Origin of the sequence: Paenibacillus silviterrae (assembly GCF_030167925.1) — a bacterium.
Classification (GTDB): Bacteria; Bacillota; Bacilli; order Paenibacillales; family NBRC-103111; genus Paenibacillus_G; species Paenibacillus_G silviterrae.
On the sequence record NZ_JASKUT010000002.1, the window covers coordinates 463,752 to 478,365 of the forward strand.

The 14,614-nt window shown below is 53.9% G+C and carries 7 protein-coding genes; 4 read left to right on the top strand and 3 right to left on the bottom strand.

Translation table 11 applies throughout. The features are described 5' to 3' along the window. Positions 1-54: 54 nt before the first annotated feature. Positions 55-1,767 carry a stalk domain-containing protein gene (locus QMO62_RS25670; RefSeq protein WP_284645350.1) on the top strand — a complete coding sequence of 571 codons (1,713 nt, stop codon included), beginning with the start codon at positions 55-57 and terminating at the stop codon, positions 1,765-1,767. Between the two features lie 19 nt (positions 1,768-1,786). Next, entirely contained in the window at positions 1,787-3,577 is a 1,791-nt protein-coding gene (locus QMO62_RS25675; RefSeq protein WP_284645351.1) for a stalk domain-containing protein, read from the top strand. Positions 3,578-3,606: 29 nt separating this feature from the next. On the opposite strand, the gene QMO62_RS25680 is transcribed toward QMO62_RS25675, so the two are convergent. Continuing rightward, positions 3,607-4,368, bottom strand: a complete 762-nt coding sequence (locus QMO62_RS25680) for a YheC/YheD family protein (RefSeq protein ID WP_284645352.1) — start codon at positions 4,366-4,368, stop codon at positions 3,607-3,609. Positions 4,369-4,515: 147 nt separating this feature from the next. On the opposite strand from QMO62_RS25680, the gene QMO62_RS25685 reads away from it, so the two are divergent. Both QMO62_RS25685 and QMO62_RS25690 read left to right on the top strand, forming a co-directional pair. Beyond that, positions 4,516-5,100: a class I SAM-dependent methyltransferase gene (locus QMO62_RS25685; RefSeq protein ID WP_284645353.1), complete on the top strand. Its 585-nt coding sequence runs from the start codon at positions 4,516-4,518 to the stop codon at positions 5,098-5,100. A 61-nt stretch (positions 5,101-5,161) separates the two neighbouring features. Beyond that, positions 5,162-5,929, top strand: coding sequence for a sugar phosphate isomerase/epimerase family protein (locus QMO62_RS25690; protein WP_284645354.1), 768 nt, complete (start codon positions 5,162-5,164; stop codon positions 5,927-5,929). Positions 5,930-6,031: 102 nt separating this feature from the next. On the opposite strand, the gene QMO62_RS25695 is transcribed toward QMO62_RS25690, so the two are convergent. Together QMO62_RS25695 and QMO62_RS25700 are read right to left on the bottom strand one after the other, a co-directional pair. After that, the gene (locus QMO62_RS25695) at positions 6,032-7,747 is read right to left on the bottom strand and encodes a CLIPPER-2 domain-containing protein (protein ID WP_284645355.1); all 1,716 of its coding nucleotides are present in this window, start codon (positions 7,745-7,747) and stop codon (positions 6,032-6,034) included. Next, positions 7,744-14,565: a CLIPPER-2 domain-containing protein gene (locus QMO62_RS25700; protein ID WP_284645356.1), complete on the bottom strand. Its 6,822-nt coding sequence runs from the start codon at positions 14,563-14,565 to the stop codon at positions 7,744-7,746. Before QMO62_RS25700 ends, QMO62_RS25695 begins: the two co-directional genes overlap by 4 nt. Between the last annotated feature and the right edge of the window lie 49 nt (positions 14,566-14,614).

A 14,614-nucleotide genomic window follows, 5' to 3' on the forward strand; every position in this document is an offset into this window, starting at 1 on the left:
CTGGTACAGTGGGCTTACTGGCAATTCTATTACTAGTAAAAGGAGTTATTTCGCTTGAACAAGAAATACTTGATTTCAACGGCCCTGCTGCTTGGCTTGCTTGCAGCACAGGGGCAAGCGGCGGATGCTCAAGTGTCCGGCACCACCATCAAGCTCAAGCTGCAGGATAGCGAGACCGCGGCAGAAGTGAGCGGCCTTCAGACGACGTTAGCTACAGCTCCGGTCATAGTAGACGGCAGCTTCTACGTGCCCATTCGTTGGGTTAGCCAGCAGCTGGGTATGACCATGGTATGGAAGGCGGAGAGCCGGAGGATCGGACTGACGGCACCACATGCCTATATCGAATGGGATCTGAACCGGGCAACGGCCTCGGTTAACGGGATCTCCGTACCTTTAGAAGAAACGTCGATCATTCAGAATGATAGTTTACTAGTAAAGCTGAGCTGGATTGCGCCCTATATGGGAGTGACCTATGTGTACCAGCCGAACCCGAGCAGGGTGGAGCTTACCTATACCGGACCCACCAAGACGGCTTACCGTGAATCGGTGTATACCGAGAACATCCAGCCGAACTCTCAGCCAATTGCCAAATTCGTTACCGATAAGGCCGAATATCGCAAGGGAGAGCCGGTAGCCTATGTCGATTTGAGCTATGATGCCGATGCCGAGGGCTTGCCGGAGTACCGTTGGATCGGTCAGAAGGACGCCTTCTTCGAGCCGGGTACGCACGCGGTTACGCTGCAGGTGCGCGATGGGAGCGGTCTATGGAGCGAGCCGTTTACGCAAAGCGTCAAGGTGACGGACGATACCTTCCTGACAGAGGAGCAATTCCCTTGGTATGCGAAGCCGGTGGGTACTTTGGCCAAGCTCAGCAATGCGGCATGGAAGCGGAACTTATCCGACGCGCCAGCAATATCCTCAGAGATTACCGAACGGAACGAAAGGCTTCAGGTCGTGAGCGGGGTCAACCATACCATTGGGCAGAGTGGTTTGCTTAAGAAGCAGACTATCAATGGAAAAGTAAGGCTGTATTCCCATCATGTACTTGGAATGAAGGAATCCAAGCAGTTCGCCATCCTTCTGCATAACCCGAATCCTACGGAAACACGACACATCTCTGTCAGCAAACAAGGCATGGGGGGACCGACCTTGTTTCATGGCGCGTCTGCAGCTTCGGCAGTGGCAAGCTTTATGACCGAGCCCGCACTTGATCAATGGATCGAGGTCAAGCCTGGCGAGACAGTAACCTTACAGCGGTACACCCTTCAACCGGGACAAGGCATTATACATATGAAGGATATGGAAAGCGACGGGCCATTGGAGGCCGGCTTTGTTGTGACAGGGGAGTTTGACTCCATCCGAGCCCTTCCTAATTATGCAGCAGTTACTGATGCAGTAGTTGCTTCGAGTACCGGCGCATCGGAAGTAAAGCTCCAAGCCTATGTGAAGAACTTGACCGCGGTATCGCAATGGACGACCCCTGCGCCTGATGCTACGAATATAGGTACGGTATACAAGATGCGAATGACCTTCCCGAGTAAAGCGGCGATCGGACTGAGAGCCCCCGACGGTCTTGTGAACGGAACGTTGAAGGTTAACGGCAAGGTTATGCAGCTGCCCGAAGGCGGTCTAACGGACCAGGACGGCGCTCTACTCATTTATCGTTCTACAGGCCTTGAGGCGGAAATTACGATCGAATGGATGACTGCACCGGGAAGCACGTCTTCCGCACAATGGATTTACTACCCGCTGGAAGAGAAAAGGTAGGAAAGGACAGGACTAAGTTATGATAAGCAAAAATAAATCCTTCATACTATGCCTTGGCGCTTCTCTGCTGCTGGGGGCGTTCGTCAGCCAGCAGCACGCGGCGGCTGCAAGCACCACAGCAGCTGCCGTTCCGGAGCATCAACAAATGTTTCTCTACCCTTTGGAGAAAACCGCGTACAGTAACGGAGTCAAGCTGGAAATGCAAGCTCCGCTCGTCGAGCGCGAGGGACGGTATTATATTCCTGCTGTGGAGCTGCCGGGCTTGTTCGGCACTCCCGTCCAATGGAACGAGTCCACAGGTTCGGTTCTGATCACGACACCGAAGGTATTTCTTGAGGCGTCCCTGACGGAGGAGTCTTTCTTTATCAATGGCGAGAAGCAGCCTTGGGGCAAGAACGCCTTGCTTCAGGAGAACCGATTGTATCTGGATATCACATGGCTGGAGCAATGGATCGCTTTTCACTCGAAATTCAATAAAGAGCTAAGCCGTGTGGAACTGCAGTATGTGAAGCCGGCGGCGGATCGTACGCTCTTTACGAATGATGCCATGCCCAATGTAAAGCCCGTTGCGAAGTTTGCCGTCGACAAGGAAGCTTACCGGATCGGTGAGCCGATCCATTATACGAATATAAGCTACGATCCGAAGGGAACCGCGCTGAAGTCCAGCGACTGGATCGGAAATGCCGACGTGATCTACACTCCGGGGCTGTATAAGGTATCCTTAACCGTGCAGGATAGTCTGGGGAACTACAGCGAGACGTATTCCCAGAACATACTTGTACTGGACGAGCCCTATTTAAATGAGTTCGAGCATGATGTTTATCACGCGCCTGTGGGAACGTACGTCAGGAAAGAAGAGGCGGAGCTGCGAAAGTACCTTCGCGGTATTCCACAGCTGGAGCATAAGGAGCAGAAGCCGACCGACCGGCCGCTAATCGTAAGTGACAGTCCGGAAACCTTCGAGGGCAAGGGCTTCCTATACCAGGAGAAGGTAAACGGCAAAGCCCGTCTCTACGCCACGCATGTGAACGGTACGGATCGGAGGATGAAATTCGCGATTCTTGTGCGTAATCTGAATCCTGACCGAGAGGTCAAGATCAAGACGACGAATCAAGGCGAGGTATACCCAACGATTTATGCCAATCTGATGGGCAACGAGCCGACGATCGATTTCCTTCAAGCCCGTGGCGAACCGCAGTCCATGGTGCTTCGTCCGCAGGAAGAGGCTTATTATAAAATGATGCCGGACTTTTACCCGGGTCAGGGAATGAACGTCATGTATGACGTCGAAACGGATGGGGATGTATTGTTCTCCTTTGTCGCAATGGAGCATGAGGATCATATCAACGATTTAACCCATTACCCGAAGCTGCCTTATCGCGGCAATGTGCGGGGAACGTTCAGCGGCTCCGAGGTGATCTGGAACATTGATGCCTCAACCGTGAAGAAGCCGTCCAGCTTTGCCATTGGCGACGGCACCTCGGATCAATTCGTCACCGGTTTTGATTATTTCCATAAAGAACCGTCACTCAATCTGGGGAACTATGGCGTGGTCTACAAAATTCACATCGAAGCGCCCCCAGCCGTATCCGTTCTTGTGCTTCCTCGCGGAGGAGTATTTAAGGGACCGTTTGAGGTGAACGGACGCATTATCCAAGTTCCGGCTTCCGGGGTCATGATGGATTACCAGGGTTATACGATTATTGCGAGGACGAACGGAACGGAGAAATCCATTGACCTCGAGTTCTCTCCCGCATCGGGCTCGGCTTTCCCGATCGACATTATTCTATACCCGCTGGATAAAAAGTGAAAAGCATGAAAAAAAAGCTCAGCTACGAGTCAGTAGCTGAGCTGTTCTCTTTTGATGATTTTCATATAACGGTCTATCTTTCGATAAAGCGTACGATCCTCATGATGACGAAAAAGCTCATAGAACGGATTCGTATTCACCTCGATGATCCACACACTGCGCTGAGAGTCAATGCCAAAATCGATGCCTAGCCTCCGGCAGTGCTTATAACGCTTCTCGAATTTTTTCGCCGCCATAAATCCTATGCGAATCATTTGTGCCTGTACCTGACGAATTTGTTTGGGTGACAGTCCGGCTAGTCGAAGAGAATCCCGGAACCGAATGGCCTTACCCCCATGATTGTAATTGGTAACAATCCGAGTACCGGAAGCGACCTTGCCCATAATCCCCATGCATAGCCATTTATCCTTCGGCTTCAGCATGAGCAGCCGGAAATCCGCAGGATGTCCCTTCACCTTAACCAAGGAAACTCCTTTTTGAATTAAGAAGCGTCCGCCCCTCGTGTGCCCGAACACGATTTTGGATATCTTCTTCGGCCCGACGAGCTGAGCCTGCTGCTCCCGCTGCACCAGATATTGGGAGCCCGATTTGGTAACCTTCATAATGCGGTTGCCGAACGAACCGAAAACCGGTTTGACGTAATTGACACGATACTTGCTCAGATACGTATTCAAGCTGCTGCGGCTGAGCGGACGCGTTGGTGGTATATGTCGTGCAAGCCCGCGATGTCCCACCAGTCCCAGATGTCTGCTCCACTTGTCCTTGACATGCCACTGACGCTTTCTAATCATGCCTTTGCGCATCTCCTTAACCTCTTATAATAGTGAATCGTAATCTATATATTCATATGCGGACATTAGAAGGGGGGGTTGGACTTCCCCCTAATGCAGATGGTACAATTCGTTGAATACGAATCACACGGGAGTTGACCGGACATCATGCTTGAGCTGCTGTATACGACCGCAAAGGGTTTGCTGCCGGGAGCTATGCTTGTTATGACTGTTTCCTTGGTATATAGGAGCTGGAAAAACGGGATTTCCCCCATGCCCTCATCCTCTCTCGTCCGCCGGACGGTAGCCCAAGAGGTCGGTCGGCTCGGTATTCGCGGAACGATCATTGAAGCAGGCTCCGGCTGGGGGACTCTGGCGTTTTCTTTACAAAGGCGGCTTCGGGGAATACGTATGATCGGCATCGAAAATTCGATGATTCCGCTGGGGGTCTCGCGGCTCATGTCAGCCGTTCTGAAGCGTGTTCACCCTGAGGTATACAAGGATATAAGCTTTCATTACGGAGACCTGTACGCTTACCCTTATGGGGAGGCGGCCGCCGTAGTGTGCTACCTGTTTCCGGGGGCAATGAAGAAGCTTAGCGGCTTACTCCGCGATAAGCTGCCACCCGGAGCGTACGTGATCAGTATCTTCTTCGCCATCCCCGGATGGGAAGCACAAAGAGTGATCACATGCAAGGATATATACCGTACAAAAATTTATGTATACGCGCATATCGACGAAAAGGAAATGTAAGCGTATAATTTGTGTGTACTTGTACTAAGATTGCTACCATTTGACAAAGGAGTGAAGATAGGTGAGATTGGCAGCACAGTTGTATACGCTTCGGGAGTATCTTAAAACGCCGGAAGATATCGCCGTAACGTTAAAGAAGGTAAAAGCCATCGGGTATAACGCGGTGCAAGTGTCCGGTGTGGGACCTATCGATCCCAAAGCGCTCAAGGAGCTGACGGACCGCGAAGGGCTGAGCATTTGTGCAACGCATATCGGGTACGCAGAACTAACAGAGCAAATGGATCAAGTCATCGAGAAGCATCACTTATGGGGATGTAAGTACGTAGGCCTCGGCGGCATGCCTCAAGAGTTCCGGGGAAGCAAGGAAGGCTACGAAGCGTTCGCCAAGAAAGCCACCGAGATCGGAAGGCAGCTGAATAACGCCGGACTTAAGTTTATTTACCATAACCATGATTTTGAAATGGCCAAATTCGACGGTCGGACAGGGATGGACATTTTGTTCCAGGAAACGGATCCGGAATGTGTTGATTTTGAAATTGATGTATATTGGATTCAATCGGGTGGGGGCGACCCTGCGGAGTGGGTTCGCAAAATGGATGACCGGATGAAGGTGGTTCACTTGAAAGACATGGTGGCTGTAAACGCACGGGAGCAGCGCTTCGCCGAGGTTGGCGAAGGAAACATGAATTTCGCACGAATTCTGGAAGCCTGCAAGGAGATCGGCGTGGAGTGGGGGGCCGTCGAGCAGGATCAATGCTACGGTGCCGACCCGTTCGATTGTCTGCAGCGCAGCTTCACGAATCTAAGAAGCATGGGCGTTGAGGCCTAATAGCTTCATTCATCGGTGTATAAAAAAGAGCACATTCTTTCTCGCCAGCGAAATGGGCGGGAGCAGAATGTGCTCTTTGTCTTTACGTATCGATAGAGAATGCTACTCTTCATGATATCCGATTAGGATGCGCGATGGGTTGGAGTAGATCAGGCCCTCATAGGTCACATCCTGGACAAGATAGAGGTAGGCAGCGGATAGCCGTATCTCAATCGTATTTCTTTCAGGATGACAGGAGACACCAAGCTCATAAACGAGTTCGATGTCATCTCCAGGGGCCACTCTACCAACTGAAACGCCACCCACGAGAGCCGTATACGATTGCCGTACGCCGGAGATCCGGAGGCTTCCGGGAATCCAAGCTGTGTCAGCCGGGATGAGGTCGTACACCATCACGTCCGCCGCGGTGTTGCCGCGGTTCGTCAGCGTGGCCCTGATCGTGACAGGCATACATGGCTCCGCAACAACAGGCTGTACCGCCAAGTTTAAGTACAATACCGGACGGATGACGCGAGTATGCACTACATTGGACCTTACCAAATCCGTCATGGTCCTGCCGTCGGGCAGCCGGTAAGTCGTTTCTACGGAGGCGCTGTTGCTGATGACCTCACTCGCATCGGTCACGGTAGCCAAGAAGGTAACCATAGTCCTGTCTCCCGGCTGCAGCGGCTGCAGGACAACCCCCTTGGAGGGGTGTTCCCGAAGGCTTGGCTTGCGGTCTGTCTCCAGACTGTCCCAAACATATAAGGTACCTTTAGGCAAAAGGTCGAAAAACTTCGGCACGGCCGGGAGGTTCCCCCGGTTCTCGATCTCGAAGCTGTAGCGGAGCTGGCTTCCCACGGCCGCTTCCTCGGCATTGACCCTTTTGCGAATGCGGACTTTGCCATTCCATACGTGAACCGACACCGGATTGGAGAAGACGGCTTGGTGCTCATCCTTATGCCGGTAAGTGACACGGGCCTGGTTTGTAATTCGCTGAGGTTCTGAAGAAGCAGCAATTAAGGCGGTTACCGTCGCAGTGAAGGCTATGGTAAGGGTTGCTCCCGCGTCGAGCGAACCAAGCTCGATCCCCTTAGCGGGGTTCGCTCTCGGATGAAAGCTGCCTTGAATGTTGACACTGCCCTGCACCCATTGTATACCGTCCGGCAGTTTATCCTTCAACACGATCCGGTTCATGCTGTAGTTACCGTCATTGATAATCTCAATGGTATAGGTAAGCAAATCACCACGAAAGCTGTGTATGCTGGAGACCTTCTTGAGAACACGAACGGCAGGCTGGCGCGGGAGTAGCGTGACTCGATTGGACAAAATCTCTCCGCTTGCGATACGCCCGTCAGGGGCGATGAATCGATAGGTGACTCTTGCTTGATTGGTGATTCCGCTAGAACCGGAACCGGAGCCGGAGCCGGAGCCGGAGCCGGAGTCGGGCAAATGCTTCACAATGACCATAAAACTGATGTCAACCGATGACCCGGGTTGAAGGGAGGGGAAGGAGATCCCCTCCCGAAGATCACCGTTAGGACTCGGGAGGTCTCCCACCCTAAGGCTGCCCGCCAGCAGCTCGGTGCCCTGCGGAGGAGCATCAAAGAGAATTGCCTCCGCTTCCCGATCCCCCAGATTGGCAAGCTTCAATCGATAGGTGATCACACTGCCGAGTGAGGGGGCTGCCTCGCTAGCGCTTTTTTCTAATATAAGCTTAGGGCCGACAACGGACGTTTGGACCACATTGGAGTAGGCCTGCCCGCGGTAACGGTCGGTGCTGAAACTGACCACTGTTTGATTCCATATCGTCTTCTTCGGTCGACCCTCCTGCTTCATTCTATAATCACCTCAAAGGTTACAACAACCGACTGGGCGGGTGCGATAGTACCAAGCGGAATACCTGAATCCGGTCGGTCTCCCGGACGTGGCTCACCATTTACCGCTACACTGTCTGCAACCAAACGGGCTCCCTCCGGCACGGGGTCTGTGAGGACGACATTGTTAACGTTATCGTTACTGTTATTAGTGACTCGAATCGTGTACACAATCGTATCGCCTACTATCGCATTGTCCCGACTAGAGCTCTTGATTACCGTGACATCCGGTGCGGAAACGCGAACGGCAACCGGATTCGACGTCACCGAGCCGCTGATGCTTCGACCGCTTGGTGGAACGAATGTAAACTCGGCCGTTGCCTGATTGATCACCTGTTGAGGCGACGGAAGGGCTTCGACGGAAACCTGCAGCGTCAGGGTGACCTCTACGGTATCCCCGCCAGCGATGGTGCCGACCGAAATGCCGTCCGCCGGATTGTCACCGGGCCGGGGGCTGCCGTCGATGATCACACTGTTCTCCACGAAGGTTGTGTTGGCCGGAATGGCATCCCGCAGAATGACGGCGGCGGGAATATTGCCGCTGTTTCGGACAAGGAAGGAATAAATTACATTATTGCCCACCGTTACGTTGTTTCGATTCGCATTTTTGACCACAGAAATGTTCGGCTGGTAGACCGGAGTGGTCACCCTATTGGAAATCGACCTGCCTGAGAAGGAGCCGGAGGTAAAGCTGACGCTGGCCTGGTTACCGAGCTCCTTCGGAATCGGTTGCTCATCCGTAACACGAACGGTAAAGTCTACGGACACACTTCCGCCGGAAGGGATGGTTCCGAGCGGAATGCCTGTTTGGGGATTGGCGGCTGGTACAGTCGATCCGTTAGCAGTTACGCTTTCGGCAACAAATTCAGTTCCGAAAGGGATCGGATCGGACAGAACGACACTGTTGACTGGTTCTATCCCGTTATTCGTAACAACAACCGTATATCGGATCAAATCGCCAACTACCGCATCTATTGCGGGGGTGCTCTTCACCACACTTACATTCGGTGCGGATACAGGAATGTTCAGCGCATTCGATACGGAAGTACCCGTCAGCTCTCTCCCGTTCGGTAAGGTGAAGGCGAATGCTGCGGTGGCCTGATTCGTAATAAGCTGATTGTCTGGAAGCCGGTTGATCACGACAGCAAAGGAAGCCGTAGACGTAATTTCGGCATCGACGGTCCCTATTGGAATACCGCCCTCCGGGTTCGCTCCCGGCAGCGGAGTGCCGTTCACGACGACGCTGTTCGGTATGAAGGACGTTCCTTCCGGGATCGTGTCGGTCAGATTGACGATTGCCTCCGTATTCCCTGAGTTAACAACAGACAAACGGAATACAAGCGTATCTCCGACCGTAGCGACGGAACGGTTTGCGCTTTTATTCACATTGACAATGGCCTGAACCACGTCAGTAGAGGTAGTGTTGGAAACACTCAGCGCGTTGAATGCCCCGGAGCTGAAGCTGACAGTTGCCCGATTGTGAATCACGGCCTCACGGGTGAGTTCCGTAACTCGCAGCGCAAAGGTGACGGTAACGGTGGCGCCGGGTGGAAGCGAAGGAAGCGGCAAGCCGTTCTCTAGAGCGAGGCCCACCGTGCTCCCCTGGACCGTAACGCTCCCCGGCTCAAGAGCCGTTCCTTGCGGAAGAAGATCCGTTAAGATGAGGTTGGTCACCTCCGTGTTCCCGTTGTTCGTTACGACGATAGTGTAAGGAACCGTATCCCCGACCGCCGCAACATTTCGGGTGGTGCTCTTCACTACACTTACATTCGGGGCGGACACGGGGAACGTAACCGTGTTCGATACGGCCGTTCCGCCTACCGTTCGGCCCCCGGGTGTGGTAAAGGTAAAGCGGGCTGCAGCGCTATTCTCGATCAGCTGGTTAGCCGGGAGCTCGTTAATGACTACCGCGAACGATGCGCTTGCTGTCTCTCCGGGCTCGACAGTACCTAGGGGAAAGCCGCTGTCCGGCCTCACCCCGGGTAGAGGAGTGCCGCCTGCAAGGAGGCTGTTCGTAACAAAGCTTGTGCCCGCGGGGATAGAATCCGTAACCGACACCTGTGCGGCCCGATTTCCTGAATTGGTTACGAGAATCCTGAATACGACCGTATCGCCTTGGGTAGCGTTATCCGTATCGGCGGTCTTGGTAACTGTCAAATTTGTTTGAAATACCGGGACTGTGACATCGTTAGAAAACACAGAAGCCGACAACGCTCCCGAAGTGAAGCTGACGGAGGACCGGTTGGTAATGACCCCTGCAGGGGGGATTTGATCAACTCTGACCTGAAAGGCAACGGTAACGGATTCGCCCTGGGGAATGCTGCCGATCGGAATGCCTTCCGACGGCGAAACCCCCGGCAGGTTCGTACCGTTAACCACCGTGCTTCGGGGCACGAAGGAAGTGCTGCCCGGCACCGGATCGGAGAATACGACGTTATTGATGGGAGATACCCCGTTATTCGTAATCGTAACAGTAAAGGGGATGGTATCCCCCACAACGGCTTCTGTTACTGTCGTAGCTTTACTGACGGAAACGTTAGGTGCGGAAACCGGGAAGGTAACCGTATTGGAGCTCGCCGAACGACTTTCCGTTCGTCCGTCCGGTGTCGTGAAGGTGAAGGCGGCTGCAGCCGCATTCGATAGTCTTTGTGGTGAAGGCAAAGATTCGATAACAACGGAAAAACGTACTGTTACGGTCTGCCCTGGGGATACCGTACCAACAAGAATGCCCGAGGACGGGATGCTTCCGGGCAACGGTCTGCCATTCAAGCTCACACTATTGTCAATCATTGATGTGCCTGCCGGGATTGTATCCGAGACGGTTACCTCGGCTGGAAGGTTTCCGCTGTTGCTCACTTGAACCGAGTAGACTACAGTATCCCCTACGGTAGCGTTATTCGTATCGGCACTTTTCAGAAGCGCGATAACCGGTTGAGTAACGGGGGTAACCGTAACATTGGAGCTGGAGCTTGCGGAGACGGTGCCTGTTGTGAAGCTGACCGTCGATTGATTTCGAATATCCGGAGGAGTAGGCATGATGATGTTCACCTCATATTGGATCGTTGCCGAGGCGCCCGGCGCCAAGGTACCGATCGGAATACCGGCAGCAGGGTCTGCGAAAGGCCGTGCAGCGCCATTCACCGTCAAGCTGCCGGGTACAAATAAAGTGCCCTGTGGCTGGCCGTCAGTAAAAAAAACATTGGCCGAAGCGGAAGTCCCTGTATTGGTTATCACCGCTGTGTAAGTAATCGTATCTCCCCCAGTAACGCTGACGGCATCCGTACTCAAGGTAATGGAGACGGTCGGGAAAGAGACGGGAATCGCGACTTGATTAGAGCTTGCGGTTCCGGTAACCTGTCTTCCGCTTGGCAATGTGTATGTGTAGGTGGCTCTGCCCACATTCGTGAGCAGTCCGCCGGGGGGGAGGGATGTAACACGCGCTACCATAGTGATGATAGATGATCCTGCCGCCGGGATGGCGGTCAAGGCGATCCCTGCTTCGGGATGGACCCCGGGTGTGGGTATCCCGTTGATGATAAAGCTATTTGGCTCGAACACAGCTTCCCTTGGGAGGATGTCGCTAAACACGACATCGGCCGAAATGTTGCCGGTGTTGCTGATGACAAACGTATAGCCGATCGTATCCCCCAGGATGACCGCAGCGCTATTGACTGATTTCGATACCTGAATCAAGGGGGTATATACCTGCGTTGTCACCGGTGCTGCGTAAGAGACACCATGGAAGGTGCCGGAAGAGTAGCTTGCGGCTGCTCCGTTAACAACCAAGCCGGAGGCGGGCAGCGAGGTTACCCTTGCTTCATAGATCACTTCGGCTGTTGCTCCGGGCGTTACACTACCGATCGGAATTCCTGTTTCCGGAGTCGCGCCGGTTACCGGAATCCCATTCACGGCAATCCGGGCGCGCTGCGCCGAAAGCTCCGCAGACAGCGTGTCGGTCACAATCACATTCGTGACTGTCGCGGAACCGTTATTTGTAACTCTTAGTATGTAACGAAGCACATCGTTAACGGCCGCTTCTGTGGAATTGACCTCTTTCGTAATGGTGACAACAGGGGCAGAGGCACGGATCTCCAGCACATTCGAGCTGCTTGCTCCAGACATCGTGCGTCCGTCAGGAAGCACATAACTGTAAACTGCAACGGCCTGGTTGGAAAGTCGACTAGGAGACGGATGCTCCTTAAGAACGGATTGGAATGTGACGGTAGCCCAGGCGCCCGGAGCAAGCGAACCAAGCTCGATTCCGTCGACCGGTGAGGCCTCCGGCCGCGAGCTGCCATTCACGAGGACACTGCCCGTGACGAAGGATGTCTGTGAAGGAAGAGGATCCCGTAGCACTACAATCGCAGGGAGACTCCCGGTGTTCCGCAGGACCATCGTGAACGGTACCGGAAGTCCGACCACAGCGTTAGCGACGGTTGTACTTTTGGTAACCACAATCACAGACTGATATATGGAGGTAACCACGGAATTGGATACGGATTGACCGTAGAAGCTTCCGCTTCGATAGGAGACGCGGGATTCATTGACTGCGGCTGCAGACGTCGGCACGGACTCTACGAGGACTTGAAAGGAAACCGTTACCGAGCTTCCGGCATCAAGGTTGCCGATGGATACACCGGCATCAGGATTGGCCGACGGCAAGCTAACGCCATTCAAGCTAAGGGAGCCGGGTACGAGACGAATCCCGTTCGGCAGCGAGTCCAGAAAGACCACATCAGTTACGGCGGAAACACCGTTATTGGTTATGACGGATGAATAGGTTAGCTCTTCACCGACGGCAGCGATCGTCCGATTTACCGATTTGCGGATTGTAATATTCGGCAGCGCGACCGGTGTTACCACCGCGTTCGAAGCGGCGCTGCCGCTGAGTGTACGGCCGTCCGGAGGCTGGTACGTATAGGTCGCGGAGGCTTGATTCGTCAGCTGCGGAGGGGTAGGAACGGACTCGATACGGACCTGGAAGATGACCGTGGCGAAGCCGCCTGCAGGTACGGTGCCGACTTGGACCCCGTTTCCAGGTTCTGCCCCGGAGACGTGGGCTCCGTTGATTTGGAGCGAACCGCCGACATAAGCGCCGCCTGCCGGTATGCTGTCTGTCAGCACGACCCTGGCGCCGACGCTTCCCGTATTGCTGACAAGAACGGTATAAGTAATCGTTTCGCCAACCGTCGCTAAGTCGGCGCTTGCCGTCTTCCGGAGCGTGATGATCGGTGTATACACTTGAACCGATGCTTCGTTGGAAGGAATCACTCCGGTAATCGAAGGCCCGCCGGCAAGGCTTTGGAACGTAAAGGCGGCATTCGCCTGATTCACCAGTTTTTGTGCAGCCGCACCTTGCAATACTTGGACACGGAAGGTTACGGTTACGGACGAACCGACGGCAAGTGAGCCTAACGGAATTCCCGCTTGGATGTCCGCAGAAACACGGGCGGCTCCCCCCACCATCACACTGCCTGTCACAAACGATGTACCGGCGGGCAAGGCATCGGACAAGACGACGCTGGCGGCATTCGCGGTGCCGGTATTGCTCACCGTAACCGTATAAGTAAGGATATCTCCGACGACGGCTCCCGAGGAGCTGCTGCTTTTCGTTACTGTAATGCGCGGTGCATTAATATCAACCTGAATGGCATTGGCATTGACGACATAGGCGTCACCGGAGGTGGTTAGCCGTAGTACGGCAGAGGTTTGATTATTGACCAGCCTGGAGGAGATGTCTACGTTCGTAATATCCCAGCCTTGCCGGCCACCGGAGATGTTGGTTCCCGGGTTGCCGTTCGTTTGGTTCCGGGTCCCGAAGGTGCCTGTCGTATCAAGATTTCCACTGTCGTTATTAATTTGCGAAGCAAAAAAATTGTTTGCCAAATTGTTAGGCCCTGACAGTGCTGCCAGCGAGCTTGTCGTAGCTCCGAACAAGGCTTGGTCGCCGGTCCGCGCGGCATCGCCCTCCAATGAGCTGAATAAAGCCCGGCCGCCAAGAACGCCGCTAACTGGGGTGGCAAAGCCTGACAGCGTGGTCGTGATAGGAGTGGAGTTCGCCTGCACGAGGACGGCCCCGACCCGAAGCGACATATTGCGGAAGGGGAGCGAGGGGTTCTGATAGATGACGCCGAGCGTCCAGCCTGCTACATTCACGGGCAGATCATTGCTTCCCGCGATAATGCCCGCAACTCTCCCTGTCGTATAGGTGCCGGCGCCGCCCTGTTGAACTAGGGTAGTAACATTGGCGCTCCGTACATAGCCGGAGGCACCGGCGGCCAGCTCAAACTCATTGCTCGTTGCAGGATCCGGGCTTACATTAAAGCTGCCCGTCGGCGTAGTGAAGCTGACCGCATTGTTAATGACGCTCGACAAGTTCGTATTGCCTACGATGTGAGTTGCTCCCCAAATCAGCTCCGCATACAAGACATTGCTTCCGGCGGGAAGCACCAGGACAGCGGAGGAGCTGTTGTTCAAGTAGGCGCTTGTCGTTCCCGGTGGATAGGAGCCGTGGCGCAATGCGGTATTGACCGTGATAAAAGCTCCGATCGAATCGTTCGTCCCTGGAGTTCCTTCCTGATTGGCTCTGCTGAGTCCAAGCGTGTTGCCGGTAAAGGTAATGGCACCCGTTGCGTTCAGGGTGGCTCTGACTACAAGAGCAATGCGGAGCACCTCCCTTTTGATTTGGAAAACATGCCGGGGGTTCGACAGCAATTTCGATAAAGCATATTGGTGATGGTCGAGATTCATGTATGTCCACGATAAAATTGCTAGATACATTTCGTAGAACAGCTTTATCGCCGTTTATTGCTGTTTCGGAGGACCCTTT

Bases quoted from the DNA above. Each gene is read 5' to 3' on its own strand.
- QMO62_RS25675 (WP_284645351.1), top strand. From the start codon at position 1,787: ATGATAAGCAAAAATAAATCCTTCATACTATGCCTTGGCGCTTCTCTG.
- QMO62_RS25680 (WP_284645352.1), bottom strand. From the start codon at position 4,368: ATGATTAGAAAGCGTCAGTGGCATGTCAAGGACAAGTGGAGCAGACAT.
- QMO62_RS25685 (WP_284645353.1), top strand. From the start codon at position 4,516: ATGCTTGAGCTGCTGTATACGACCGCAAAGGGTTTGCTGCCGGGAGCT.
- QMO62_RS25695 (WP_284645355.1), bottom strand. From the start codon at position 7,747: ATGAAGCAGGAGGGTCGACCGAAGAAGACGATATGGAATCAAACAGTG.
- QMO62_RS25700 (WP_284645356.1), bottom strand. From the start codon at position 14,565: ATGTATCTAGCAATTTTATCGTGGACATACATGAATCTCGACCATCAC.